Raw genomic sequence first — 25,724 nt, 5'->3', positions numbered from 1 at the left:
GTGCCTACTTTTGAGCCCTGCGGCGCAAGCTCCCCATTGGCCGGCGTAAAATACCTGCCTTTGCCGGCGTAAAACGCCTACCTGGTCTCACCTGTCACGCATATCCCGCTGGACAAGGAACGCTTCAGCAGCGTTACATCGCACGAAGAAAATGTGAAGTTCATTTTCGAGGATCTCGCACCTTGCACTCCAATCAACATATCAATGAGGATTTCTATCGCTGATCCTTATGCACATAAAAAACCGCCTTCCCCAGATGAGGAAGGCGGCTGTATGATCGATTCGTCTAAAAACCGTTTCGCAAGCCTGCTTCCCTACGCTGGCATCATCCAGATCAGGTTCCAAGGGTGTAGAACAAAGGTTCAGTCTCAGCCGTTTCCGGCTCCCCTAGCAGAGTGCTATTCAATTATCCTATCAAACTATAGTACAGATTTTTCGCTTCAGCTATATCTTTCGTGCCATGGATTAAAACTCGTCCGTCCTTGAAGAAAACAAGCCGGTGCTGTTCATCCGCCCGATAGGAGAGCAAATACGGATTTTGTTCAATCCTGCCTCCCAATCGTGCCAGCACCCCGGAAAGCTCCTCCAGATCCCGTTCCCCATGCTCAGAGGGACGGATTTGCACGGTATCTCTTCCACAGAGCACGGCTGTTTTTGTCTGGTTTTCGGGATTCAAAAAAGGATTCGTTGGATGATTGCCACAGGAAGGACAATCCTGTTTCTTTAACTTCCTTACATCCATCGCCATGTAATAATTGTTCCACAGGTCAAAGGAAACCAGTTTGTTCCGGAGTGCTTCCTTGTTTTCGGTTAACAGCTTTAACGCTTCCGCTGTCTGATGGGCTACAACCGTCTGTACAGCGGGTGCTATAATGCCTGCTGTATCGCACGTAGCTCCGCCCATCGGCACCTTTTCCAGCAAACAGCTAAGACAAGGAGTCTCTCCCGGTATAATGGTATAGCAAAGGCCATAGCTTCCCACACAGGCACCATAGATCCATGGGATCTTGGTTTCCTGAGAAATATCATTAATCAGAAGCCTTGTATCAAAATTATCCGTGGCATCAATGATGAGGTGGACAAATTCTGTCAGCTCCCTCAGCTCTTCGGCACCTGCATCCATAACAAGCCCTTCGACCTGGATATCAGAGTTAAGCTGTTCCAGCCGTTCTCTTGCCGCCACCGCTTTGGGCATCCGGTATTTTGCATCTTCCTCGCTGAACAGCTGCTGCCGCTGCAGGTTGCTCCACTCCACATAATCCCGGTCGACGATTGTGATCTTCCCAACGCCCGCACGGGCAAGAACTTCAGCATTTCCAGTGCCCAGTGCCCCGGCACCAATGATCAGTACATGCTTATTGGCCAGGAGCTCCTGGCCCCCTTCTCCGATCGGATCAAATAAGATCTGCCTGGAGTAGCGATCGTTCATTAAACACTCATTCCCTCCAGCGGGCTGCTTGCCGTGGCATACCGTTTCTTCGGAATTCGTCCCGCTTCATAACCAAGCCTTCCCGCTTCGATCGCAAGCTTCATCGCTTTTGCCATTTTCACAGGATCCTCTGCGCCCGAGACGGCTGTGTTCAGCAGCACACCATCAGCGCCGAGTTCCATCGCCAACGCGGCATCCGCCGGCGATCCGATCCCGGCATCCACAATAACCGGGATCGTTGCCTGCTCGACGATCAGGCTGATATTTAAGGGGTTGATGATTCCAAGGCCCGAACCAATGGGTGAAGCTCCGGGCATGATGGCATGCACGCCAAGGTCCTCTAATTTCTTTGCAAGAAGTACATCATCAGAAGCATAAGGCAGAACAGTAAATCCTTCATTCAGCAAGATCTCCGACGCTCTCAGCGTTTCTACCGGATCAGGCAGAAGGGTCTTGAAATCTCCTATAACTTCTACCTTAATCATATCACATAAACCTGATGCTTTTGCCAGCTTTGCGATCCTGACCGCTTCTTCTGCTGTTTTGGCACCCGCCGTATTGGGAAGCAGAGTATATTTCGACGCATCCAGCTTTTCTAAAAAATTCGGCTGTTCCGGATCAAAAATATTCATTCTCCTGACTGCAAATGTCAGAATCTCTGTACCTGATACGTTAACCGCTTCTTTTTGAACATCAAAATCCGGGAATTTTCCCGTTCCCAAAAGAAGACGTGAAGAAAATTCATGGTTTCCAATTTTAAGCATAATGCTCATCCTCCTCCTACAAAATGGACAATCTCTACTTTATCTCCGTTGGCCAATACCGTTTCGGCATGCTGGCTTTTGTTCAAGATTTCTTCATTAAGCTCTACGATCGCCCCCTTGCCAGCCAGCTTTAGCTCTTTGATTAAATCATCAACCGTCTGAACCCGGGCAACTTCCATTGTGTTTCCGTTTACGATCAGCTTCATGTCCCCTCATCCTTTCATTTGTTCAAGTACAAACCGTTCGGGAGCAAACTCATTCAGACTTTGCTCCTCTTTCCTTCCGCAAACCAGCTCGGTTATCCATTGCCCGGTAATCGGGCTCAAAAGAATTCCGTTTCTGAAATGCCCGGCCGCAAAATAAATGTTGGAATGGTTGGGATGTTTCCCCATATACGGCAGGCCGTCCGGTGTTTGCGGACGAAAGCCGCTCCACGCCTTCTCCCATTCTCCATTACGGATGCCGGGAACCACCTTTATCGCACCCTCAAGCAATTGCCCGACGGCTTCAGCGGTTACTTTCCGGTCATAGGTTCCCGTACGCATCGTCGCGCCGATCACCAGTCTGCCTCCCTGTTTCGGCACAAGGTAGCAGTCTTTTGAAATGATGCTTGAGGTAATGACAGGCTCCATAAAATTCAGCGACAGACATTCTCCTTTTACGGGAAAGACCGGCATATGAAGGCCTGTCTGGGCAGCAAGTCTCCCTGTCCATACGCCTGAAGCCAGCACCAGTTTTTCCCCATAAAACGTGCCTGCGCTGGTTTGCACGCCTGTTCCCAGTTGGGCAAAATCGAAGCCAGCAGCCTCTGTATACTCCATAAAATCGGCACCCAGCTTTACAGCGGCCTGGGCGTAGGCCTGAGTCAGCTTGGGAGCATTCACCTGACCGTCCTTCGGCAAAAACAGGGCGCCCGCCAGTTCCGCTGATGCGTTTGGTTCCTTTTTACAAAGTTCATCCACGTCCATCCACTCGGCGGGCTGTCCGTTAGCCCTGTGAAAGGCAGCCAAATCCTGCAGCCTTTCTGCCTCACAGCTGTCTTTGGCTGTTTTAAACAATCCTTTATCCACCCATTCCATATCCACACCGCTGATTTCCTTAAGTTCATAACTTAGTTCCGGAAAAAGCTGCCTGCTCTGTCTGGCCATCTCATACAGCGGGCCTGCTTCATGAATCTCTGCCTGGGCTCCGAGCATGCCGGCCGCCGCAGAAGAGGCTTCACTTCCAATTTTGTTTCGTTCCAATACAAGAACGTTGTAAGGGGTGTGACGGCGAAGAAAGTAGGCGATCGAACTGCCAATGACCCCTCCGCCGATGATGATGACATCATAATGTTTGCGCATCCTGATCACTCTCTTTCATTAAAACTGCTTTGTACTGTTTGGCTATCGAAACAGGATCTTCCGCCTTCCAGATTCCTGACATGACAGCAATGCCCGATGCTCCTGCGCTGACAATGGCGCCAACTCTCTCCGGAGAAATTCCTCCTATGGCGAGAACCGGAATGCTGACCGCTTCGGCCACCTCCTGCAATTGATCAAGTCCCCTTGGCTCTTTATCCTTTTTGCTTTCGGTCGAAAAAACATGACCAAAGAAAAGATAGTCCGCCCCCTTCTGTTCCGCCTGGATCGCCCCATCCCTCGAATGGACTGACTGACCGATTCTAAAAGAGGGAAAATGATGCCTGACCACATCTGGCGCAAGACTGCTTTCCTTTAAATGAATGCCGCCGAGTCCTGCAGCTACCGCAACATCCACACGGTCATTCATATAAATGGCTTCTCTTTGTATGCCACATTGCTTCAGCTTTTCGGACAAACTGTAAATGTCGCCTGCAGCCTGGCTGTTTTCTCTGATATGTATCGCTGTCACATGGGGGGCAAGGATGGATGACACTGAAAGAATACGGTCTTCGCTCTGTTTGCCGTCCGTGATGACATGGAACTCCAATGGGTGCATTTCCATTCCTCATTTCCATACAAAAAAGCCACTCTTTGCGTAGAAAGAGTGGCTGATTCACTGTTTTTTCAAATCAGCTGCAGCAGCTGTCAAAGCTGTGCAGTGGCACTTCCCTACGCTGGCATCATCCAGATCAGGTTCAAAGGGTTTAGAACAATGCGTTCAGTCTCAGCCCGGAAGGCTCCCCCAGTGTTGCTATAATATGAAGTTATTTTCATCTTACCACGAGCGAAAAAAATGTAAAGTGATTAGAAGCTGATTTTTTGCTCGAGGAACGCACGCAATTCGGATACCGGCATACGCACCTGTTCCATTGTATCACGGTCACGAACTGTTACTTGCTGGTCTTCCTTCGAATCAAAATCATACGTGATACAAAACGGCGTTCCGATTTCATCTTGTCTGCGGTACCGTTTTCCGATTGATCCGGTTTCGTCATAATCCACCATAAAGTCCTTGGCAAGACCTGCGAACACTTCACGCGCTTCCTCGGATAATTTTTTGGAAAGGGGCAGTACCGCTGCTTTAAACGGCGCAAGGGCAGGGTGCAGATGAAGCACATTTCGTGTGTCTCCGCCTTCCAGCTCTTCCTCTTCATAAGCATCAATCAAGAAGGCAAGGGTGACACGATCTGCTCCAAGCGATGGTTCGATGCAATACGGAACATAGCGGTCGTTCGTTTCCTGATCAATATAATTGAAATCTTCTCCGGAATGTTCGCTGTGGCGCTTCAAGTCAAAGTCGGTGCGGGAAGCAATTCCCCAGAGCTCGCCCCATCCAAATGGGAACTGATATTCAAAATCTGTCGTCGCGTTGCTGTAGTGAGAAAGCTCTTCGGATTCATGATCACGAAGGCGAAGCTTATCCTGCTTCATGCCAAGATTCAATAGGAAATCATGGGCGTATTGCTTCCAGAAATCGAACCATTTCAATTCCTCTCCCGGTTTGCAGAAGAATTCAAGTTCCATCTGTTCAAATTCCCGCGTACGGAATGTAAAGTTTCCTGGCGTGATTTCGTTTCGGAAGCTTTTGCCTACTTGTGCAATACCAAACGGCAGCTTTTTCCTCATGGTACGCTGAACGTTTTTAAAGTTTACAAAGATCCCCTGCGCTGTTTCAGGGCGAAGATAGATTTCGTTCGTACTGGACTCTGTTACCCCCTGGAATGTCTTGAACATCAGGTTAAATTGGCGGATGGAAGTAAAATCATGTGCTCCGCATTCAGGACAGGCAATGTTATGTTCTTCAATCAATTTTTCCATTTCATCAAATGACAATCCATCCACAATCTTTTCAATGCCTTTTTCGGAAAGCGCATCTTCAATCAGCTTGTCCGCACGGTGGCGTGCTTTACACTGTTTACAGTCTATCATTGGGTCATTGAAGTTTCCAATGTGTCCTGAAGCCACCCATGTTTGTGGATTCATCAGGATCGCAGCATCGAGACCTACATTGTAAGGGGATTCCTGAACAAACTTTTTCCACCAGGCTTTTTTTACATTGTTTTTCAGCTCCACACCGAGCGGGCCATAATCCCAAGTATTTGAAAGTCCTCCGTAGATTTCAGATCCCGGAAAAATAAATCCGCGCTGTTTCGCCATGTTGACGACTTGCTCCATTGTCACACTCATGTCATTCTCTCCTTTATTCGCATTTGCTTTTTGAAAACCAAAAAAGCCCCCGCCCATAGACAAATCCTGTTTGTCCAGGGACGAGAGCTGTACTCACGCGGTTCCACCCTAATTGATGCAATCACTATTGCATCCGCTTTGGTCAATTAATGGCTCGAGACTTCCGTTTCTCTGAACATTCGCCCGGGCTTTCACCATCCCCGGTTCGCTTCATCTAAAGAGGCTCAGATACTATTGGTCTGTCATTGCGGTTATGATCTTCGATTATGGAAAAAATAGTACAGTTTTTCCGCCATAATGTCAAGTCTGTACGGTATGCAGAACTTTTATTCTTTCAGGTAAAAAAAGAAAACTCATCGCCATTGTCGATGAGTTTCATAAGAGCCCTTAGAAGCCCCCAAATCCGCCGCCCGGAAAGCCTCCATATCCACCTGGGAAACCACCGCCGAATCCACCATACCCACCTGGGAAACCGCCGCCGAATCCTCCCGGTACCCCTCCATAAGCGCCTGGAAACGGAGCCACCCCGCCGTAACCATAACCGTAGCCAAAGGCAACTGGCGGACGTGGAGCGAGTGCGAAGCCCGCAATTGTGCCGAGTCCAAGACCAATCAGCCCTGCACCCAATAATGGGAAAAATCTTCCCGTACCATCATCCTGATGGGGAAACAAATAAACATTTTCCGTGTCAACATTTTGGATGGTTCCTACGTATCTGCCGCCATCTTGGGTTGTGATTTCAACATCCTGCCCCATATATTGACAGCATAAGCCATAATAATGTTCTTTCATGAATAACCCTCCCTTTTGTCGAAATTACATAAGGTTCTTCATATGGTATGCCAATTAGGGAATATGGGTGTGGAACAGCAGTCTGTTAGTTTGATGAATTGGAGAAAATGGGTACTAAGTACATAGAACCTTTGAAAGGGGCACCCATATGGATAAAGATTTGTCACAGCACAAAGAGCACGCTGAAAGAAAAGCAGAAGAATACAAAGAAGAAGCAGAGCCATGGATCGTTCGCATGGCCCGGTTTGGTCACCTGTCGAAAGGTGCCGTTTACATTCTCATTGGAGTACTCGCGGTTATGACTGCATTCGGTTTGGAGGGGAAACTCGCTACTTCCTCTGGTGCACTTTACACGATCGCCAAGCAGCCTTTTGGCTCCATTCTGCTTGCAGTGCTCGCTGTCGGGCTTGCCGGCTATGCGTTGTGGGAAGTCATCATGGCAATCTTTGATCCCGAGCACAAAGGGAAGGATGCAAAAGGATGGATGGCACGCATAAGCTACCTCATTGTTGCAGGTGTCTATTTCGGCTTATGCGGAAGTGCCATCAAGATTATATTCAGAGCTAGCAGTGGTTCCTCCAGCGAGAAATACCAGACACTTTCAGCCAAAGTTCTTGCGCAGCCTTTTGGCCAGTTCATCATTGGGCTCCTTGGCGCCATTCTGATCGGGGTAGGAATCTTTAATTTTTATAAGGCCTATAAGGAAAAATATTTAAACAAACTGAAGCGCGAAGAAATGAATCAAAAAGAATGGAAAACAGCACGTTACATTGGCAAATTTGGAATTTCCGCCCACGGAATCGTCTTTGCCATTATGGGCATCTTTCTCATCCGTGCAGCCGTCCAGGCAGACCCTGATGAGACGAAAGGACTGGACGGGGCACTTGCGGAGCTTGTTAAACAGCCCTATGGGCAGGTTCTCCTGACCATAGTAGCTCTCGGTCTCGTTGCCTACGGCGTTTACCTGCTCTTTGAAGCACGCTTCAGAAGGCTCGACCCTTAAAATAACAACATCCCGGCTCAAAAGAGCCGGGATGTTGTTTTATTGATCCGGTGTGAGAACAAGTTTTTCTTCGTCTTTAAAGGAAGCTTCCTTTGTATCGGTTACATGATAGTTTCCCGTCGTCCAATCCTTGATCTGGTTGTCGTACCACTTGCTCAGCACATGTCCCGATTGCCCTGGACCAACCACATTATATGATTTGGACAGGTCCGAGAGATCGACGACCGTCCGCCAGGCGGCTCCGTGATTTACTTTTCCTGTTGCAGGATCCCAGCCTGCCGCTCCGACCGTCACCCTGCTGCCGCCCATCTCCGTCTCTTTCGGATTAAACAGCGGGTTAAGCGGTTTAATCGCAGCGAGTGGATGATCAAAAGGAAGGGTATGATAAGCTCCCCAACTCCACTTCTCCGTGTTCTCACCTTGCACGTTTTCTACTTCCTTTACCGTTCGTGAAAATGACCGGTTGGAGACAGCTTGCAATCCGCCCGCTTCCTTGACCCAGGGTCCTTCCTGCCCCTTTGATGCACAACGTATAAGTTCATCGACTACTTGCGCTTTTCCGTCAAAAAGTTTCATCATCTTTTGATCAATCTTTTTTTCAAACAGCACGTTGCTGAATTCCTGCATCCATAAATTAAATAGTAAAGGTGCAGCAAGTTCTTTATCATCTTCATGATTCCAGTCCTTCAAAATCTGCAGTGCTTTCTTTCCGTTTGGATCCAGCTTATCCTTTTCAATCAGCGGCAGCAGCGGTCTTTCTCCACCGTCTTTTCACCAATCACCTCACTTAACTGCCCTGAGGCCTGTCGTCTGCTTAAGTCCATCTGAAACATCCGATCCTGAGCCGTTACATAGCCTTGCGCCATATACAAGTCCTTCAGGGTTTTGGCCACAATATGCGGCACGCCATTTTTATCTCTGTAGGCCTTCACTGGAGATGTCAGTGAAGAGATTGCTTCTGTCCCGCTGGTCACCGGCAGGCTTTTTCTCATGAGCCAATAAGCGGCTGTCCCTGAAATCACAAGGATGATGAGGACCCCTGTTATTACAATAATAGCTGTTTTCTTCCAGCGGCTCCTTTTAGGACGCTGTTTTTCAATTTGAACGGCTGTTTCCACCATCACTCCCCCTTTTTTTATCCATTCTGTATGGTCTAGTTGTTTTCCTTCTCCTGAAATTCCCAGTTATAAACCGCTCTCATATGTTGCTTTCATGCTAATATATTGATAGAAGAGGGAGAAATGGTTTAAAATGGGGACCTTGAAAGGAGGCAGCATATGAAGAAATGGCTATGGCTGGCGCTCATCCTTTTAGGTTTGATAGTTGTCTCAGTCGGAGGATGGTACTATTATCCTCAGTTTAAAATTGACCGTTTGAAAGCACAAAATGCCGCTTTACAGGACTCAGCCGATAAGCCTGAATCCCATAAAGTTTCCTATATCGGCCATTTAAGAAATCTTCCGGGAAAAACCATTCATCATCTTGCCCTGGGAGACTCAGTCATACAGGGACGGGGATCGACGGAAGGTGGATTTATCAAAATAGCCAACGATGAAATATCCTCGCTTACCGGAAAGAAAGCGATTCTGGATAACCAGGGTATATCCGGGGCAACAAGCGGAGACCTGCTCAGATTTTTATCCAATCCTGAGATGAAGGAGCGGATTCATTCAGCAGATTTGATAACGATCAATATTGGGGGCAATGATCTCGTTAAACTCGCATTAAAGGAAGGTCCGGTTAAAGCGCTGCAGGATTATGCCAATGTTAAATCATCCTATCAGTATAATCTGGTTGAGATCTTTTCCATCATTCGAAAAGAAAATCCTGACGCCATCCTTGTTTACAACGAATTGTACAACGCGGTGGACTCAGAGGAGACCTTTTTTCCTGCCACGAAAAAGTTATTGAATGACTGGAATCTGATCGCCTACGAAACCACAGCCAACAATAAACCATCGCTTGTCATCCCGAGCAGTGAGGTACTGAAACCTGAAAACAGAAAAGAATGGATTTTCGATGCCATTCATCCCAATGATAAAGGCCATGAAATGATTGCTAAGCAAATGATTAAAACATTAGAAGCACCTTATCAGCAAAAATGAAAGCACTGTCCTCATTTGGGACAGTGCTTATTGGTATTGGCAAAAAAATAGAGATGCCCTGGTCAAGGCATCTCATATGTATAGGGGATTACATTATCTCACCTATTCCCCCATTTCGTAAGCATCCAGAGACTTGCGTCTTGGTACCTATTTTACCGTTAACGTTAAAGAACAGACCAATATAACTAAGACCTTTCCGCTAGTCCCGAATCCTTCTTGATCTGCTCTCTCGTTTTAACGCTCTTAAGGCCGTTTTTCTCCCCCAGGTAATCCAGTATGTCATCATCGGTCATTCCCATGGCCTTCAATCCTTTGGCAATGGTACGAAGATACCCAGGAGCTGGAGCCACGTATTCTTCCTCCCCCATATCATGATTGGAGGTAAAAGAGAAAATGGGGTAGCCATCACAATCTCCAAGATAAACAATGGTGCCATACCAGCCCTCTGTCAAAGGAAGAAAACGGGCTTCTTTAATCTTTTCAAAATCAAACTCAAGCCCGTCAATTCCATTCTCCTGTGAAGCAACATCCATAAACTGCTCCTCGGTGACTAAGTACATTCGGCCGATGGTTTTTGAAGAAGCAGCAGGCTGATGGCCGATAAAGGCCACCCCTCCTGCTCCCCATTTGCTTTCCTGCTTTGAAAAATAAAGCGGATATTCCATTTCAACCGAACGATCTTCTAGTGGAGGGTTGCAGTTCCGGCACCCTCTTTCCGGTTCGGAGCTTCCTTCTGCCTGCGTTCCTTCTATGTAACAGGAAAACCTGTCTTTATTCATGTTTGATCCATAGCTTGCATACCATACATACTTCACGCTGTTACTCCTTCCTACAAATATCGCACCTGCTGTTTAATGTAGCGGCGCAAATAACTAACAAAATCCATAAAACTGTTTTTATCTTCAAAAATTCCTTTTAAGGTGTCCAATTGTGGGTAAATGCCATGCGTGTTAAACCTGACAGCTGTGGTTCCCCGGTAAAAATCGCTTCCATCTTCATTCAGAATCACTGTGTCAATGTGTACTTCCTTTGTTCCTTCAATATAATGCTCCTTTACCTCAAAAACATCCAGTACGTTCAGCTTATATTTCAGCATATGCATTCCTCCCCGCTCTATTGTAACAAACGGACATCCAGAATTCCCGCCAGTCGTATCGCAGCAGAATTAGCCAGAAATCGGTAATGGTAAAAAAGTCCCGAAATCATATCAAATCTTTAATTTATCTGAATTTACTGATTTTTAGGTTGGTAAATCGGTACCATCGAACTATTGGGAAAGTTTTGAAATAGTTATAACGATTCTTGTTATATATTGGCAATCGGGATAAAATAGGAATATATAAGACAGGGACTGCGGCTCATTCGAATAAAACGTTCTAGCCCAACAATCATGGGGAGGGAATGGTATGACAGTATTCGAAGCAATGTCGTTGATGATTGGTTTTTCCATGCTAGTGCTGACCATTATTCGCTCCAAGGACAACGATTAAGTCTACCCACATAATTATACAAAAAAGCCATGCGTCTGTACGCATGGCTCTTTTTTATTCTACGACTAATTCATTTTCACGAACATCCACTTTTAACGCTTTGTTTTCTTCCTGATCCAGTAATACATCTGCTACGGCATCTTCTACTTTTTCCTGGATTACTCTGCGTAACGGTCTTGCACCGAATGCAGGATGGTAGCCCAATTCAGCAATTTTCTTCTTCGCTTCATCGGTAAACTCGATCGTGATTCCCTGATCTACAAGGTTTTCTTTCAGATCAGCAAGCATCAGTTCAACAATTTGTACAAGGTCATCTTCTTTTAGAGACTGGAACTGTACAATGCTGTCAAACCGGTTCAGGAATTCCGGTTTGAAGTAGGAACCGATGGCATCAAGAATATTGGTTTCTTTTTGTACTTCCGCGATTTCGTTGGTAAATCCTAATTTTTTGGTTTGCTTTACACCACTGCCGGCATTGCTCGTCATGATGATGACTGTATCTTTAAAGGATACAGTACGGCCCTGGCTGTCGGTTAAGCGGCCATCCTCAAGGATTTGCAGGAACATATGCTGTACATCCGGATGCGCCTTTTCAATTTCATCCAACAAAATAATGCTGTAAGGCTTGCGGCGGACCATTTCAGTCAATTGTCCGGCTTCATCATGGCCGACATATCCAGGAGGTGAACCGATAAGCTTGGACACGGCATGTTTCTCCATGTATTCACTCATGTCCAGACGAATCATGGCTTCCTTATCACCAAATAATTCTTCTGCGAGTGACTTGGTCAATTCGGTTTTACCTACCCCTGTCGGACCGACAAACAAGAAGGATCCGATTGGACGGTTCTTCGCTTTCAGACCGGCACGGCTTCTGCGGATGGCTTTGGATACTTTTTCAACCGCTTCTTGCTGTCCGATGACTTTTTGGGAAAGGTTTTTCGCCAAGTCCTTCATTTTCGCCTGTTCGTCTTCCTGAAGCTTTTTAACTGGGATACCTGTTTTCTGCTCTACGATGGATTGAATGTCTTCAAGGGTAACGGCGGCTTTTTCTTTGCCTTCGTTCTCGTTCAATTTTGCCTCCAATTGAAGCTCTTCCTGGCGAAGTTTTGCAGCAAGCTCATAGTTTTCATTCATTGCTGCCTGTTCTTTTTCTTTTGAAATTTCCTCTAAACGCTCTTCAATGGAAGAAGTTTCATTGCCTGAATGAAGCAAGTTGATTTTGGAACCGGCTTCGTCCATAAGATCGATCGCTTTATCCGGAAGGAAACGGTCCTGGATATAGCGGTGAGACAAGGTTACACACGCTTTTAAAACATCTTCTGAAAACGTCACTTCATGGTACTGCTCATATTTGGAAGCAAGTCCCTTAAGAATTTCAAATGCCTTTTCAGGAGTTGGCTCGTTAACGATAACCGGCTGGAATCGGCGCTCCAATGCCGCGTCTTTTTCGATTTTGCGATACTCTTTCAGTGTCGTTGCACCCACCAGTTGAAGTTCACCGCGGGCAAGTGCCGGTTTTAAAATGTTGCCGGCATCCATTGATCCCTCGGCTGATCCTGCACCGACGATTTGGTGGATCTCGTCAATGAACAAAATGATGTTTTTACGCTTTTGCAGCTCAGCAATCAACTGCTTCATTCTCTCTTCAAATTGTCCGCGAATACCTGTATCTGCTACAAGAGAAGCTACATCAAGCATGTAGACTTCCTTGGAAAGAAGTTTGGACGGTACTGTACCTTCGGCAATTTTCAATGCCAATCCTTCAGCAATGGCTGTTTTACCAACCCCTGGTTCCCCAATAAGAACCGGATTGTTTTTGTTTCTTCGATTCAAAATTTCAATCACACGGTTTATTTCTTCCTCACGGCCGATCACAGGGTCAATAAGACCGGTTTTTGCGGCCTGGCTGATATTGCGGCCGAATTGGTCAAGGAAGCCTCCGCCCCTGCCTCTTCCGCCACCTTGCTGCTGAGCCTGCTGGGATTGTTGCTGGCCTGAAAACCCTGAGTTCATGCCGTTGTTCATCATTTGTTTAAAGAAATCATCGAAGGATGAAAATTGGTTCATCGGATTCATACCTCCTGTTGTATTCATAGACTGAGTAATTTTATGATAGCAATCTGCACATAGTGTTAACTGTTGTTTATGTTGATTAAAAGAAACGTTCATTTGAATTGTCGCAGGATTCACTTTACATTGTTCACATTTCATAAAGCATGTCCTCCTTTAGAATGTTAGGTCGTTGTTTGACTTTGACTATCTTTGACCTTATGTCTATATTATACTTTGACCTTCTTTGACTTTCAAGTCCTTTGCTCAAAAAAATTTATATTTACTTATTTAAAGTACGTTTTATTTTGATTATTTTTATGAGTGTACTCCGTAATAAATAAAAAATCAAACAATCTGCATTTCCCCTTGCTGCATAAAAAAACCCGCTCCATAAGAGCGGATTCTCACTGTATTTCAAATGTTTTTTTCTGCCGATAATCGTTTTCTTCGTTTTTCGCCGTAAGCCATATCTCGATCGTATAAGTGCCCGCTGGCAAGTTTTTTACCATAATGTCCTGCGTGAACGTTTCACCTTGTTTCAGGGTGATCTTGGAAAGAGACTGGGTAAACATGTGATCGTGTGAATATTGATATACCTTTTTCCCGCTTTCATCTTTGACGATGTAATCAAACTTTTTGCCGCTTGTAAATTCAAAGGTTTTTATTTGTTCAGTCTGGTTTTTTAGTTCATAACGCAAGAGCGTGCTGCCTGTGTTTTGCTCCATAACCGAAAGCTTTGGCTCAATAGCTCCCGCAACGATTCCCCCGCTGTGGTCTCTGCCGGGCTTGTCCTTGTGCTGCTCCTGTTTATTCCCGTCTCCCATGACTGGCTCCCCCTTGTCCGCTTCATTTTTTTCTGTTGTTCCGCATCCGCCCAAAAGCAATGTAAAGCTGAGTATCAACAGCCATTTTTTCATGTCATCACCTCACCTAATAGTGTTGGCTGATTTTTGTTTTTTTAACAGAATAAAAAGGATTTTCGCTTTTCATCTATAAATTACCCTAAGAAGAGAATAATCAACATACACCTAAGGGAGGATTTTTACATGCAGGCAACACATGAGGATTTACTTATAGAAATGAAAAAACTAACGGATGAAAAAAGAGCCACAAGCAATGAAACCATTCTTCGCCAGCACAGCAAAGACGAATCTCATCATTCTCCCGTGCTTCCGGAAGTCGTGGTGTTTCCAAACTCAGCCGAAGAAGTTTCTTCTATAGTAAAATTCGCCAATGAACATAGAATTCCTGTTGTTCCGTTTGGCGTGGGATCGAGCCTTGAAGGTCATTGCATCCCACTGCAAGGCGGCATCTCCATTAACTTTCAAAATATGAACCAGGTAGTGGAGGTCAGGCCCGAAGATTTTCTGGTTAAAGTACAGCCGGGAGTAACCAGAACACAGCTGAATCAGGCTTTAAAAAAATACGGACTGTTCTTTCCGGTAGATCCGGGAGCGGATGCTACCCTGGGCGGAATGGCCGCCACGAATGCAAGCGGCACAACAAGCGTCCGCTACGGCATCATGCGTCCACAGGTCAGAGATCTCGAAGTGGTTCTTGCCGACGGCTCCATCATTCATACAGGAGGTTTGGCGGCAAAATCTTCATCGGGCTATCATCTCACAGGCTTGTTTGTGGGATCGGAAGGAACCCTTGGCGTATTTACAGAGCTCACACTAAAGGTATATGGCATTCCGGAAACAACCGTGGCAGGCAGGGCCGTTTTCCCTAGCGTGAAAGAAGCAGTTGACGGAGCGGTCTCCCTTTTGTCTTCCGGGAATTCTCTGGCACGTGTAGAGCTTGTGGATGAGCCCTCCATCCGTCAGGTGAACATGCACAGCGATACTTCCTATCCGGAGAAACCCACCCTGTTTCTTGAGTTTCATGGCAATGAAGGCGGAATTGCCCAGGATGTAGCCTTTGCAGAAGAATTGCTCTCGGCCAATGGTTCAGAAGAACTGATTTTCGAAACTGATTCCATCAAAAAAGCAAAGCTTTGGGAAGCTCGCCATCACCTGGCTTATGCATTCAAGCATGGCTTTTCCGGAAGGGAAATGATGCTGACAGATGTGGTGGTGCCGCTTTCGGAATTAACCGGCGCAGTCATTTATGCACGTGAACTGATTGAAAGTGAGGGCCTCCCTGGCGGAGTGCTCGGCCATGTAGGAGATGGCAATTTCCATTCCATTCTCATGTTTGATAAAAATAGCGAGGAAGAAACAAATAAAGCGAACCGGATCAACGAAAGAATTGTAGAATATGCACTTTCCAAAAAAGGAAGCTGTTCCGGAGAACATGGAATCGGTATCGGAAAAATGAAATACTTACAGCAGGAGCATAGTGACACATTGCCGCTGATGAAAATGATCAAGCAGCAGTTTGATCCAAACAACATCATGAATCCGGGCAAGGTTTTATTTTAAAGGTTAGAGAGAGGATCAGTTGGGTAAAGATAGAGTATAAATTACTCGTGAAAGGACATCATTCGTGAAAACTCTAATCATTCTAATACTCATTGTGATTCTTATTTACCTGTTTGTAAAAAGAAGAAGATAAGTTTGAAGACCCCTTCCGCCTCGGAGGGGGTCTTTTTTGGATAACAATGAGGATTTGGTCTGAAAATAAAAAGAATGAAACAAGAAATCCGGGTGATAAAGATGAAATGGTTTAAGAGTAAAGGCAAACCGTGCAAAAGTTTCAACTCTGTTATTGAGCAGTTCAAACAGTCAAGTGATTTCCATTATTTAAGTCATGAAGAGAGTTCAACGCCCTACTACGTGGGTTACTTTTTTTCCATGGTGGACAGTAACTTCATCCGGCATGATATTCTTCCTGATTTAAAAGGAAACAACTTTCAAAGGTATGAAGATATTGAAGCGATCATTCCGGTCGAACTGACTGCTATAGAACACGCTTTAAACAAAACGATTGAAAGGGCAGCCGCTCTAAATGATTGGCACGTTTAAAGATAACGGTGTTGATCCCCCGGGCGCATTAAAAAACAATGGCCTTATTCGCCATTGCCTTTTTTAACGTTTCCAATTTTTAAAATCCCGGTTTAAACGCGTTAAATTCTTTTCTAGCGCATCCATAATAGGTAATAAAGCCATTATAAATGAAAAATCCACTCAAGAGAAATGGGGCACAAAAAACCAAAAGTGCCTTTTTAATAAGACGCTTTTGGTTTCCACTTCCGGCTGGAACTTCTAATGAAGTTGTTCATTGTACGATTGGTACTCCCACTGTGCCAGATCATAATATCCCTGATCAATCCTGGCCTTTTCTTCCTCCAAAACGCTCAGGAGCTCTGCCGGCAAGTGGCTGGTCTGAACGGTTAGATCAATGGCATCGTTTGGCGAATATAAGAGAACTGTAAACAGCTTCTTCGTGGCCATTTCCATTCCATGTACATGAAGGTAATTTAAATCATGAATGCGGTAAACGAAAAAAATACGATAAGGAGACATACAGGTTCCTGCCTTTTTAACAACCATTATGTCCCCTTTAGCCTCTTTTAAACGACGGAAAGGGGGTAAATGGGCAATTTCACCTGAACCTTCGTCCCTTTTCCTTCTTCACTCTCAAATTGGATTTGACCAAAATGCTCTTTAACGATTTTATAGCAGACCATTAACCCAAGGCCTGTTCCTTTTTCCTTTGTCGTATAAAAGGGTTCACCCAGTTTTTCAAGCCGGTCTTTAGGGATACCGGAACCCTGGTCCTCAATTTCGACCATCACATTTCCTTTGGCCTTTATTAGAGTCAGCCTGATCAGCCCTCCCTTGTCCATGGATTCAATTGAATTTTTCAACAGGTTGATAAAAAGCTGCTTCAATTGGTTTTCCACACAATAAACAGGTGGGATATCCCCGAATGTGTTCAGCTGGATTTGGACATTTTTTATAATGGCCTGCGTATCCAGGAGCCGTACCACGCTCTCGAGCATATCTTTGAGTGAACTGTTTTCAAAATGAACGGCCTGGGGCTTCGCCACGAGCATCAGCTCACCGACAATATCATTGATTCGTTTTAATTCGGTCAGCATGATTCCGATATACTTGTCTTTCATTTCTTCATCTGATTCCTTCAGCAGCTGTGCAAAGCCGATAAGAGATGTCAGGGGATTGCGTATTTCATGGGCGACTCCTGCAGCGAGCTCACCGAGAACAGACAGCTTCTCAGACTTCCTTATAAGCTCTTCGGTTTCTTTGGTTGCTGTTATATCCCTTGCAATGGTTACAAAGCTCTCTATCTCATCCCATTCGTTCAAGACCGGGACGGCATTGGTTTCCATAACCACCCAATCCCCGCTGCTTATTTTTAGCCGGAACTCGAACGTAAAGGGTTTCTTCTGGCTTCTTGCCTTGGCAAACGTGGCACGCAAGAATTCCCAATCGTCCTGATGAATTCTTGAAAAAAGGACCTCATTCAGTTCATCGAGACCATTTGTCAAGCCGAGCAATCCTTCATGTGAAGGTGAGCAGTACAGAAGTTTCCCCGAAGGATCAGCCACAGCGATCAGGTCTTTGGAATGCTCAGCAATTACCCGGTACTTGGCTTCACTTTCCCGCAGAGCCCGCTCCGCTTTTTTTTGAGGTGTAATATCCCGGTAAATCAAACAAAAGCCAATCACTTGCCCCTGCATATTTCGAATGGCCGAGAAAGAAATCGAAACATCGATCTTTGTCCCTTCTTTGCACACCCGCTGGGTTTCAAAGGAAGGCACAGTACTTCCTTCCGCCAGCAGGCTCATGATACTTTTTGATTCTGGTTTATATTCAGAAGGAATAATCACATGAGTATCCACTCTTCCGGAAATCAGGTCGTCTTCTTTCCAGCCAAATAATTTTTCAAATGAATGGTTAACTTTAATTGGATTTTCCTTTGTATCCACAATTAATATCGCATCGGTCGTTCCTTCAAGAACCGATTCTAATAGTTCAAGGGCCACACTGAGCTCCTCTTCCTTCTCTTTGTGCTGAGTGATGTCACGCCCAGTTACAAACAGGTACAGAGGATTGCCCTCATCATCAAATGTTGCTTGTTTAATCAATTCAAGAATAATGTAGGAACCATCCTTTTGCAGCACTTCTTCCTGGATTTTAATCGGCCGGCCCGTTTCCCATGCTTTTTGGTCCGTTTCATGGCAGCGCCGGATGGTATCAGGCGTAAGGAAGCACGAGAGCTCCTCAGCTCGCAGCCCTTTATATGAACTCCGGTCGACACCGCACACTTGCAACGCGAATTCATTGGCTTCAAGCCATTCGCCTTCCTCGTTTTTCAAACAGATGAACTCCGGGAGTACATCAATTAACTTCTTAAATACGCCAAGCTTTGGGAGAAGCTCATTACCCGTTAATATCATAAAAGTCCACACCCTCAACTATCAGTCTGTCGTTTTCTGTCATTAATCTCCCTTTATATTAGATAAAAAGAAGGCGTTTTCCTTCATGAATCGACCGACAAAATGAGGAACAAATCGCTCTTTTATGACAAAAGAAAAAAACCCCCGTGAATGGGGTTCTTTTATACTGCTTTTACAGCTTCTTTTAATGACTTTCCAGGCTTGAACGCCGGCACACTGCTTGCAGCAATCATAATCTCTTCGCCTGTCAGAGGATTACGTCCTTTTCGGGCGTTTCGGTTACGAGTTTCAAAGGTTCCAAACCCGATGAGCTGAACACTTTCTCCCTGCTTTAATGAATTGGTGATGGCATCAAGTACAGCTTCCACCGCAAGTGTTGATTCCTTTTTATTCATACTTGTAGCCGCTTTTACTGCGTCGACTAAATCTTGCTTTCTCATGATAAAAGGCCTCCTAAAATAGCAATTTAATGTGTTGCATTTGCTACCATTATTAACCGTTCTCCATGTTTTATACATGTTTTCCTTGTTTTTTTCGAAAGCAAAAAAACCCCTGAGCCCATAATACTCAAGGTTTCGAGATACTCAGTCTGCTAAAATCCGTATACGGTCATACCGCCATCGACAAACAAGGTTTGCCCCGTACAGTAGGAACCTGCGTCCGAAGCGAGAAAAACAGCCGGCCCAACCAGCTCCTGCAGCTCACCGACTCTGTTGAGCGGAGTGCGGGACAGGATATCGTTTAAGTAGGTTTCATCTGCAAGCAGCTTTTCGGTCAGCGGTGTTTTGAAATACCAGGGGCCGATTGCATTGACGTTGATTCCATACCTTCCCCATTCAAGTGCCAGGTTTTTGGTCATTTGAATGAGTGCGGCTTTGGTAGAGGCATAAACCACTCCGGTGCGCAATGCCACATGGCCCCCGACCGAGGAAATATTCAGGATGCGGCCATATCCGGCTTCCTTCATCCGCTTTCCTGCTTCCTGAGAAAAATAAAAAGCAGATCGAAGGTTTGTATTGATAATGGTTTCCCATTCTTCCTCTGTCACATCGAGTGCTTTGCTCCTGATATTCATACCGGCATTATTAACCAGAATATGTAGAGGAATGCGGTCTGTATCCAGAGAATGGTACAAAGACTGTATTTCTAGTTTTTGTGTGACATCGACCGCATATGTATACGCTTTTCTCCCCATCTCCTGAACGACGCCTGCCACTTCGTCCAAGTCCTTCTGTGTACGGGAGACCAAAATAACATCTGCACCGGCTTCCGCAAAACCTATGGCCAGCGCCCTGCCGATTCCCCGTCCGGCACCTGTAATCATCGCTGTTTTTCCTGTCAATGAAAAGGATGGCAAATACATTAGAATCTTCCTCTCTGATTAGTACCTCGCGATTGTTTTTTCAATAATCAAACCATTATTATTTTAGCACATTCAGTTGGAACTGCATTTTTTTATGGCTCTGGTGAACGAATGGAGTGCCATACACGTCATAGTTTTAGATTCATGAATCTAAAGGAGCAAGGAGGAAAGAGCCATTTATGGAGGAAAAGGACTTGATTAAACAAGCAAAAAAAGGGAACCAGAACGCTCTTTCTCTTTTGCTGCAGCAAAATTATTCGATCTTGTTTCACTACCTTTTAAAAATCACCCTGAACCGGTCGGTAACTGAGGATCTTGTGCAGGAAACCATGCTTAAATGCATACAAAAAATCGAACTGTACGAGGAAAAAGCCAAATTCTCTTCCTGGCTGATCTCTATTGCTTCTAACCTGTATATGGATCAGATCAGAAAACAGAAGACTGAGAAAAAATACAACGAGCAGATCAAGCAAGCCCGAAGCTTAAAATGGAAAGCAGCAGCCAGCAACGAAGAGTGGTCGGAGTTGCTAGATGCCTTATGCATACTAAATGAAGAAAACCGGATTCCCTTAATCCTGAAGCACTATTACGGGTACACGTATGACGAAATTGGCAGAATGCTGAAGATTCCGGCAGGAACTGCGAAATCGAGGGTTCACAACGGGGTGAAATTCATCAGGGAGGAGTTGGAAGACCATGAAAGAAAACGAGGAGAAGCTTAAACAACAGCTCACAGAGGAGCTTTCAAGACTAGAAAAATGGGAAAATCCCCCTATACCTGACCTTGCCTTTTTTGAACAGCTTGTTGCTGAAGAAAAAAAGCGAATTCACCAACAGCTGATCAGGGAGCTGTTCTATTTCGCTCTGACGGCCGCAGTGATTTTATGTTGTGTCGCGGTCATGCTCATACGCCTTCCGGTTTTCTTCTTGCTGCTGCAGGTTCCGGTTTTAGTGGCTGCCGTATTGTTCCTGTTCTATCCTCGTAAAAAGGAAGGTGAAGTGGAATGACATCTGAGTTTCATGGGCTGCCCCTTTGGTTACTCATCCTGTTGATTTTCGTTTTGCTGTGCCAGAGTACCTTTCTCTTCCTTGATGGCAGAAAACGGGGATACCGCTATTGGTTTTGGTCCTTGTGGGGGCTGATTCAATGTCCTCTCCCTCTTCTTTTTTATTTGATCTTTGCCAGAAGGATATTCCGCCGAACGTCGTCGTGAAGTTAAAAAAAGAGGAGCATACACCAGCGTAAGCTCCTCTTTTTTTATTCTTTTTCCACCCATTCTTTTCGCAATACAAAAAGTTCCCGTAATTCCTGGGTGGATAGTTCAGTGATCCAATTTTCGCTAGTGATGACTTTTTCGCTTAATTCTTTTTTGCTTTCAAGCATTTCATCAATGCGCTCTTCCAGAGTTCCAAGCGTAATCATTTTGTGGACCGTCACAAATTTTTTCTGTCCGATCCGGTGGGCTCGGTCTGTCGCCTGGTTTTCCACTGCCGGATTCCACCAGCGGTCAAAGTGGATAACATGGTTGGCTTCTGTAAGATTCAGCCCTGTCCCGCCTGCTTTCAATGAAAGAACGAAGACGTTATGCTTTTTGGCCTGAAATTGTTCAATCATTTCATCGCGTTTTGCTTTTGGAATCCCTCCATGCAGGAAAGGCACCTCTTCATTCCACCGCTTTTCGATGTAATCCTTGATCAGATTTCCCATAAATAAAAATTGAGTAAAGATCAGGCAGCCTTCATCCTTCTCCTTAATGGCCTCCAAAAGCTCCATCAGTTTCGAGAATTTGCTTGATCGTTCTTCAAGCCTTGTTTTTTTCTCTTCTTTTAAATAGAGAACCGGGTGATCACAAATTTGCTTCAGTTTGCCAAGAAGGGCTAGAATCAATCCCCTTCTCTTCATTCCCTTCTCTTGCTCCAGCTGCTGAAACGTATCCTGAATGATCCGTTCATAAAGAGTTGCCTGTTCAGTTGTAAGGTGCACGTATTCTTTAATTTCCTGTTTATCCGGCAGGTTCAGCTGAACGTGGGGATCCTGCTTCGTCCTTCTTAGCAGAAAGGGCTGTACGAGACTTTGCAGCTGCTTAAGCCGGTCATTGTCATGCTCCCGTTCAACAGGAATAACGAACCTCTTACGAAATGCCGTTTCACTGCCAAGGTAACCGGGATTAAGGAAGTCAAAGATCGCCCAAAGCTCCAGAAGGCGGTTTTCCACAGGTGTTCCGGTAAGCGCAATTTTATGACGTCCGGACAAACGCCGGATACTCCTGGACTGTTTGGTAAAACTGTTTTTGATGTTTTGGGCTTCATCCAGAATAATGGCATCCCACATCACAGGCTGAAATTCATCCTGATCAAGCTGTGCTGTCGTATAGGACGTTAAAACCACATCCGCGTCCCTGATCGCCTCCATGAAGTGTTCTCCCCTGACCCGCGATGAACCATAATGAAGAAAAACGTTCAGGCTCGGTGAAAAATGCTGCAGCTCTTTTTGCCAGTTTCCGATAACAGACGTGGGACAGATCAAAAGCACCGGGAGCTTACCGCTTCGTTTCCCTTTTCGGGTATGAAGCAGGTAGTCGATGGTCTGAATGGTTTTCCCAAGCCCCATGTCGTCAGCCAGACAGCCACCCAAGCCAAACTTTCTTAAAAATTGCAGCCAGGAACTGCCGACTTTTTGATAGTCACGAAGACTTCCTTTAAACCCGGGAGCTAATGGCTGAATCGGAATTTCTCTTACCTCAGACAGCTGCTCCACCATTCGGGAGAGATCACTGTTCAGCTCGATATTGACATACCGGAGCATGGAAGGCTCTTCCTCACTGCCGGCTTTTTGATTTTGAAGAAGATGCTGCTCAAGGACATCCTTCAGCTGCAGCCCCTTGCGGTTGAAACTTTTCATGACTTGCCGGACCTCACGGATGAAAGCCGGATCCAGCTTAAACCATTTGCCTTTGATTTTCACCAGACGACGTCTGCTGTCAACCAGCTTCATGAATTCATCTTCGCTTAATTCAATATCACCGGTCGATACCTTCCAGTCGAATTGAACAATAGCATCCAGCCCCAAAAAGGACGGTGCATAGCCCGACGAATTTTTCACCTTGGCTTTAATGTCAGGCTGGAGATCCTTTAGTGCTTCCCACCATGACGGAAGGAGAATCTTAAACCCTCCCTCTTCCAGCCATTCTCCTTTTTCATTTAAAAAATCCCAGGCTTCATTTTCGGTCAGTTTGTGTTTAAAGGAGCCATCCTTCTTTTTTAAAAAAGGCACCAGTGTTCCCGCAAACGCCAAATCCTCGCAAATCCGTTCTTCGTAGGCAGCCCAGTCCTCTCTAGGAAGTCGCTCGCCGTCCTTCCATTTATGAGCTTCACCGTTCTCTTTGTCCTCCAGCATCACCTGTAAATTCCAAAACCGGTCATCTTCAGGAGGTTCCTGCAGCTCAAAGATCAAATCAAACGGTTTCTCATCCTTTTTCCATCCTAATTTGACAAGCCACGATTCTTCCGAAAGATTTTCGTACAAAGCGTTTTTTTCCAAAAGATGCTCAAACGGGAAACGGTCAAAAAAGGCAGGATCCGCATCCAGCCTTTCCGGTTCCGTTAACGCCAGCCCATCAACGGCGGCATTGGCCCAATCTGACAGCTCTCTTGAACTGCCTTCGATTTCCCATTGCCAAAGCCCCTTCTTCCAAGCGGTAAAACTTGGCTTTACCCCGTTATTTTCCAATGAAGAAAGGACCCATTCGGCTTCATCCATCATCGATTGAGCATCTTGCGTCCAATTGCTCTTCTTCAGGAAAAATCGGGGGTGATTGGTGAACAGGCGAAAGGCATCTTCAGCAGAAACATAGATATTCTGTTCATCATCCCGGTCAACAAAGGTGCCGTAGTAGGATTCATGATGCCATGCGAACAACAGCGGCATCCAATCATCGACATGAATCCGGCTTCCCTTCTTTTCACACCAGAACATCATTCTTTTTTCATCCAGCCATTTTGTATGAATGACAATGGCGGTCACATCAATCATGAATGAATTTTCCTTTCCTCAGCTCTTCCTGAAAAGCACGAAGCCGCCCATATTGCGCAGACAGCTTTTCAATATATTCATTAAACTGCCATGAACGATCCAATTTTTTATAAATGGACTGCAGCTTTTTCAGAAAGCGAATGGCCAATTTGTAAGATTTACGGTTTTTCTCGCGGATGAGCCGGTCAACGGATTGGTGATAAATCGGCAACAGGACATCCATCTCCAGCTGCTCCACATCTTTTAAATCTGCGGAATTGATCAGAGAGGGAGAATAGCCCATTAACAGCTGAAGCTCCACCCACCGCTTGAAGTCCTGCTGAACATGCAAAAACTCGTTATATTCATAAAAGGTGACAGGAAGGCAATCAACGAGCATCTCCTCATATTCTTTTTCCTCCCCTGTATACTGAGCATACTTCCAAAAGAACTCGATATACTGATGAAATTCTTCCCGTACGGAAGCATCTTTGTAATAATCTTTGGTTTTCCGGTAGAATTCAGGCTTCAGAGCAAGGAGCCATTTCAAAAGAGCTTCCCATTTTTCCCAATGGAAAAGAAGCTCAAGCCAAATTAACGCATGGCGGGATGAAAACTGCTCTGTGCTCTCCATCCTCTTGAATGCCTCCTTCAGGTCATCCCTCAGAAAGGCAAAATGAACGAGCGCCATATCAAGGAATTTGGCCCGCGAGCCTTTTTCTTTCTCATCAAGCAGCTGTTTTTCATAGGACACTGCCCATTTCTCCACATGGTAAATGGTCGCCCAGCCGACCTGAAATACCCGAAAGATGGTATCAAAGTATCGGGAAGGGAGCTTAAAGATATTCTGGAATTCTCGTAAACTTTCTTCAATCAAATCGAGATGCTTACTCCTCAGGCGCCGAGCATCCATCTCCATGGCCGTCTTGAACATGCCATCCACCAGCTGTTTGAGATTCAATCGGAAGTGAGAGTGTAAATAATCAGGAATGCCAAATTGTTTTTCATATTCCGTCAGTCTGAGAAATGTTTCAAGCTGGGCATGGAAACGATACAGCTTTCCTATATCATCATCCAAAAAGGTCGCAGAATTTAATAAACCGGGATAGAATTCTCTATAAATATGCGTAAATGTATATCCTTCTCCCTTTTCCAGCTCTTTAAAGGTCATATTCTGCATTTTGATTCGTTCAAAGTCTTCAAATCGCTGATCAAACACACTTTTCCATTCTTCCACCGAAAGCACATTTTGGATCCGCTTTTTTGTTTGTTTTTCAGAAACCTGAGGGGCTTCTGTTACCTTAGGCGGTCGGTCCAAACTGCTCTGCTCTTGGTCCTTTGGTTTACCGCGCTGGCTTTTCCATTCCAGTATCAGTTGATAAGGAGGACCAAAGGAAGCATACAGCTGAAAGAAAACAGCTATAATGTGAGCACACGGTTCCGGCTGCCCGCATCTGCAGCTGCTCTCCAGAAAACGGTCAAGGTTAAGGCTTACCTCATGCTCCCCTTCTTCCGAAACACGCCCGGTCACGACCGTTTCTTCTTTTACATTTATATTATATACAGCGCCTTTCTGATAAAGCGCATAGCCATCCTGGATCGCTTCACTGCTAAAATGAAACAACACCGTTTTTCCAAGGTTCAACACAACGTCTTTAGGGATTTGCTTACTTAACATGTGAGCCTCCGTAACATAGTATCCTCCATTATATCAAAATTCAGGAGGTTCCATTCAATGTTGTGCTTTTTCTTGCCA

General features: G+C 45.4%; 26 protein-coding genes and 2 riboswitches. Of the genes, 7 read left to right on the top strand and 19 right to left on the bottom strand.

The features are described from left to right. Nucleotides 1-294 precede the first annotated feature (294 nt). Nucleotides 295-399, bottom strand: a riboswitch (TPP riboswitch). A gap of 7 nt (nucleotides 400-406) precedes the next feature. The 7 genes from QNH15_RS05710 to QNH15_RS05680 form a co-directional block, all read right to left on the bottom strand. Then, complete coding sequence (locus QNH15_RS05710) at nucleotides 407-1,429, bottom strand: thiazole biosynthesis adenylyltransferase ThiF (RefSeq protein WP_283893227.1); 1,023 nt, start codon at nucleotides 1,427-1,429, stop codon at nucleotides 407-409. Next, nucleotides 1,429-2,193 (bottom strand): thiazole synthase, encoded by a 765-nt coding sequence (locus QNH15_RS05705; protein WP_283893225.1) that lies wholly within the window; start codon nucleotides 2,191-2,193, stop codon nucleotides 1,429-1,431. Before QNH15_RS05705 ends, QNH15_RS05710 begins: the two co-directional genes overlap by 1 nt. Before the next feature lie 5 nt (nucleotides 2,194-2,198). Beyond that, complete coding sequence (thiS, locus tag QNH15_RS05700) at nucleotides 2,199-2,399, bottom strand: sulfur carrier protein ThiS (RefSeq protein ID WP_061967493.1); 201 nt, start codon at nucleotides 2,397-2,399, stop codon at nucleotides 2,199-2,201. A gap of 6 nt (nucleotides 2,400-2,405) precedes the next feature. Next, entirely contained in the window at nucleotides 2,406-3,536 is a 1,131-nt protein-coding gene (gene thiO / locus QNH15_RS05695) for a glycine oxidase ThiO (protein ID WP_283893222.1), read from the bottom strand. Then, nucleotides 3,520-4,152: a thiamine phosphate synthase gene (locus tag QNH15_RS05690; protein WP_283893220.1), complete on the bottom strand. Its 633-nt coding sequence runs from the start codon at nucleotides 4,150-4,152 to the stop codon at nucleotides 3,520-3,522. The genes thiO and QNH15_RS05690 overlap by 17 nt, the downstream gene beginning before the upstream one ends. Nucleotides 4,153-4,245: 93 nt before the next feature. Further along, nucleotides 4,246-4,350: riboswitch (TPP riboswitch) on the bottom strand. Between the two features lie 50 nt (nucleotides 4,351-4,400). After that, on the bottom strand, nucleotides 4,401-5,783 hold the full coding sequence (locus QNH15_RS05685; protein ID WP_061971403.1) for a glycine--tRNA ligase: 1,383 nt from the start codon (nucleotides 5,781-5,783) through the stop codon (nucleotides 4,401-4,403). 387 nt (nucleotides 5,784-6,170) lie between these two features. Then, nucleotides 6,171-6,575: a hypothetical protein gene (locus QNH15_RS05680; RefSeq protein WP_283893217.1), complete on the bottom strand. Its 405-nt coding sequence runs from the start codon at nucleotides 6,573-6,575 to the stop codon at nucleotides 6,171-6,173. Between the two features lie 148 nt (nucleotides 6,576-6,723). On the opposite strand from QNH15_RS05680, the gene QNH15_RS05675 reads away from it, so the two are divergent. Then, nucleotides 6,724-7,578, top strand: a complete 855-nt coding sequence (locus QNH15_RS05675) for a DUF1206 domain-containing protein (protein ID WP_061967487.1) — start codon at nucleotides 6,724-6,726, stop codon at nucleotides 7,576-7,578. 39 nt (nucleotides 7,579-7,617) lie between these two features. Here the strand turns inward: QNH15_RS05675 and QNH15_RS05670 are convergent, their stop codons facing one another. Further along, nucleotides 7,618-8,271 (bottom strand): penicillin acylase family protein, encoded by a 654-nt coding sequence (locus tag QNH15_RS05670; protein ID WP_347343379.1) that lies wholly within the window; start codon nucleotides 8,269-8,271, stop codon nucleotides 7,618-7,620. 44 nt (nucleotides 8,272-8,315) lie between these two features. Beyond that, a complete protein-coding gene (locus QNH15_RS05665) occupies nucleotides 8,316-8,699 on the bottom strand; it encodes a penicillin acylase family protein (protein ID WP_283893215.1) in 384 nt (127 codons plus the stop codon). A 156-nt stretch (nucleotides 8,700-8,855) separates the two neighbouring features. Here QNH15_RS05665 and QNH15_RS05660 point away from each other — a divergent pair, with 156 nt between their 5' ends. Beyond that, nucleotides 8,856-9,683, top strand: coding sequence for a GDSL-type esterase/lipase family protein (locus QNH15_RS05660; RefSeq protein ID WP_283893213.1), 828 nt, complete (start codon nucleotides 8,856-8,858; stop codon nucleotides 9,681-9,683). Nucleotides 9,684-9,868: 185 nt separating this feature from the next. On the opposite strand, the gene QNH15_RS05655 is transcribed toward QNH15_RS05660, so the two are convergent. Both QNH15_RS05655 and QNH15_RS05650 read right to left on the bottom strand, forming a co-directional pair. Next, nucleotides 9,869-10,498 (bottom strand): hypothetical protein, encoded by a 630-nt coding sequence (locus tag QNH15_RS05655; protein ID WP_129477424.1) that lies wholly within the window; start codon nucleotides 10,496-10,498, stop codon nucleotides 9,869-9,871. A gap of 14 nt (nucleotides 10,499-10,512) precedes the next feature. Continuing rightward, nucleotides 10,513-10,779 (bottom strand): hypothetical protein, encoded by a 267-nt coding sequence (locus tag QNH15_RS05650; protein WP_061967480.1) that lies wholly within the window; start codon nucleotides 10,777-10,779, stop codon nucleotides 10,513-10,515. A gap of 310 nt (nucleotides 10,780-11,089) precedes the next feature. Between QNH15_RS05650 and QNH15_RS26165 the strand changes: the two genes are divergently transcribed. Further along, entirely contained in the window at nucleotides 11,090-11,173 is an 84-nt protein-coding gene (locus QNH15_RS26165) for a putative holin-like toxin (RefSeq protein ID WP_353051312.1), read from the top strand. Nucleotides 11,174-11,227: 54 nt separating this feature from the next. Here QNH15_RS26165 and QNH15_RS05645 read toward each other — a convergent pair whose 3' ends face one another. Continuing rightward, nucleotides 11,228-13,387, bottom strand: coding sequence for an ATP-dependent Clp protease ATP-binding subunit (locus QNH15_RS05645; protein ID WP_283893211.1), 2,160 nt, complete (start codon nucleotides 13,385-13,387; stop codon nucleotides 11,228-11,230). 245 nt (nucleotides 13,388-13,632) lie between these two features. Continuing rightward, nucleotides 13,633-14,145 carry a BsuPI-related putative proteinase inhibitor gene (locus tag QNH15_RS05640; protein ID WP_129477430.1) on the bottom strand — a complete coding sequence of 171 codons (513 nt, stop codon included), beginning with the start codon at nucleotides 14,143-14,145 and terminating at the stop codon, nucleotides 13,633-13,635. A gap of 129 nt (nucleotides 14,146-14,274) precedes the next feature. Here QNH15_RS05640 and QNH15_RS05635 point away from each other — a divergent pair, with 129 nt between their 5' ends. Together QNH15_RS05635 and QNH15_RS05630 are read left to right on the top strand one after the other, a co-directional pair. Further along, nucleotides 14,275-15,651, top strand: a complete 1,377-nt coding sequence (locus tag QNH15_RS05635; protein WP_283893210.1) for an FAD-binding oxidoreductase — start codon at nucleotides 14,275-14,277, stop codon at nucleotides 15,649-15,651. A gap of 234 nt (nucleotides 15,652-15,885) precedes the next feature. Further along, a complete protein-coding gene (locus QNH15_RS05630; protein WP_283893209.1) occupies nucleotides 15,886-16,194 on the top strand; it encodes a hypothetical protein in 309 nt (102 codons plus the stop codon). 240 nt (nucleotides 16,195-16,434) lie between these two features. Here QNH15_RS05630 and QNH15_RS05625 read toward each other — a convergent pair whose 3' ends face one another. The 4 genes from QNH15_RS05625 to QNH15_RS05610 form a co-directional block, all read right to left on the bottom strand. Beyond that, nucleotides 16,435-16,695 (bottom strand): hypothetical protein, encoded by a 261-nt coding sequence (locus QNH15_RS05625; RefSeq protein WP_141687001.1) that lies wholly within the window; start codon nucleotides 16,693-16,695, stop codon nucleotides 16,435-16,437. A 47-nt stretch (nucleotides 16,696-16,742) separates the two neighbouring features. After that, complete coding sequence (locus QNH15_RS05620; protein WP_283893208.1) at nucleotides 16,743-18,593, bottom strand: PAS domain-containing sensor histidine kinase; 1,851 nt, start codon at nucleotides 18,591-18,593, stop codon at nucleotides 16,743-16,745. Nucleotides 18,594-18,754: 161 nt separating this feature from the next. Next, nucleotides 18,755-19,033 (bottom strand): HU family DNA-binding protein, encoded by a 279-nt coding sequence (locus tag QNH15_RS05615; protein WP_061967465.1) that lies wholly within the window; start codon nucleotides 19,031-19,033, stop codon nucleotides 18,755-18,757. 152 nt (nucleotides 19,034-19,185) lie between these two features. Next, complete coding sequence (locus QNH15_RS05610; RefSeq protein WP_283893207.1) at nucleotides 19,186-19,956, bottom strand: SDR family NAD(P)-dependent oxidoreductase; 771 nt, start codon at nucleotides 19,954-19,956, stop codon at nucleotides 19,186-19,188. Nucleotides 19,957-20,150: 194 nt separating this feature from the next. Between QNH15_RS05610 and sigY the strand changes: the two genes are divergently transcribed. Further along, nucleotides 20,151-20,678, top strand: a complete 528-nt coding sequence (sigY, locus tag QNH15_RS05605; RefSeq protein ID WP_283893206.1) for an RNA polymerase sigma factor SigY — start codon at nucleotides 20,151-20,153, stop codon at nucleotides 20,676-20,678. Then, nucleotides 20,653-20,964 carry a YxlC family protein gene (locus tag QNH15_RS05600; protein ID WP_283893205.1) on the top strand — a complete coding sequence of 104 codons (312 nt, stop codon included), beginning with the start codon at nucleotides 20,653-20,655 and terminating at the stop codon, nucleotides 20,962-20,964. The genes sigY and QNH15_RS05600 overlap by 26 nt, the downstream gene beginning before the upstream one ends. A 250-nt stretch (nucleotides 20,965-21,214) precedes the next feature. Here QNH15_RS05600 and QNH15_RS05590 read toward each other — a convergent pair whose 3' ends face one another. Then, nucleotides 21,215-23,989: a DEAD/DEAH box helicase gene (locus tag QNH15_RS05590; protein WP_283893204.1), complete on the bottom strand. Its 2,775-nt coding sequence runs from the start codon at nucleotides 23,987-23,989 to the stop codon at nucleotides 21,215-21,217. After that, nucleotides 23,982-25,646, bottom strand: coding sequence for an SWIM zinc finger family protein (locus QNH15_RS05585; protein WP_283893203.1), 1,665 nt, complete (start codon nucleotides 25,644-25,646; stop codon nucleotides 23,982-23,984). Before QNH15_RS05585 ends, QNH15_RS05590 begins: the two co-directional genes overlap by 8 nt. Nucleotides 25,647-25,724: the final 78 nt, after the last annotated feature.

It is taken from the genome of Fictibacillus enclensis, from assembly GCF_030123385.1.
Taxonomy (GTDB): domain Bacteria; phylum Bacillota; class Bacilli; order Bacillales; family Fictibacillaceae; genus Fictibacillus_C; species Fictibacillus_C enclensis.
This window is presented reverse-complemented; position numbering and strand designations above follow the sequence as displayed.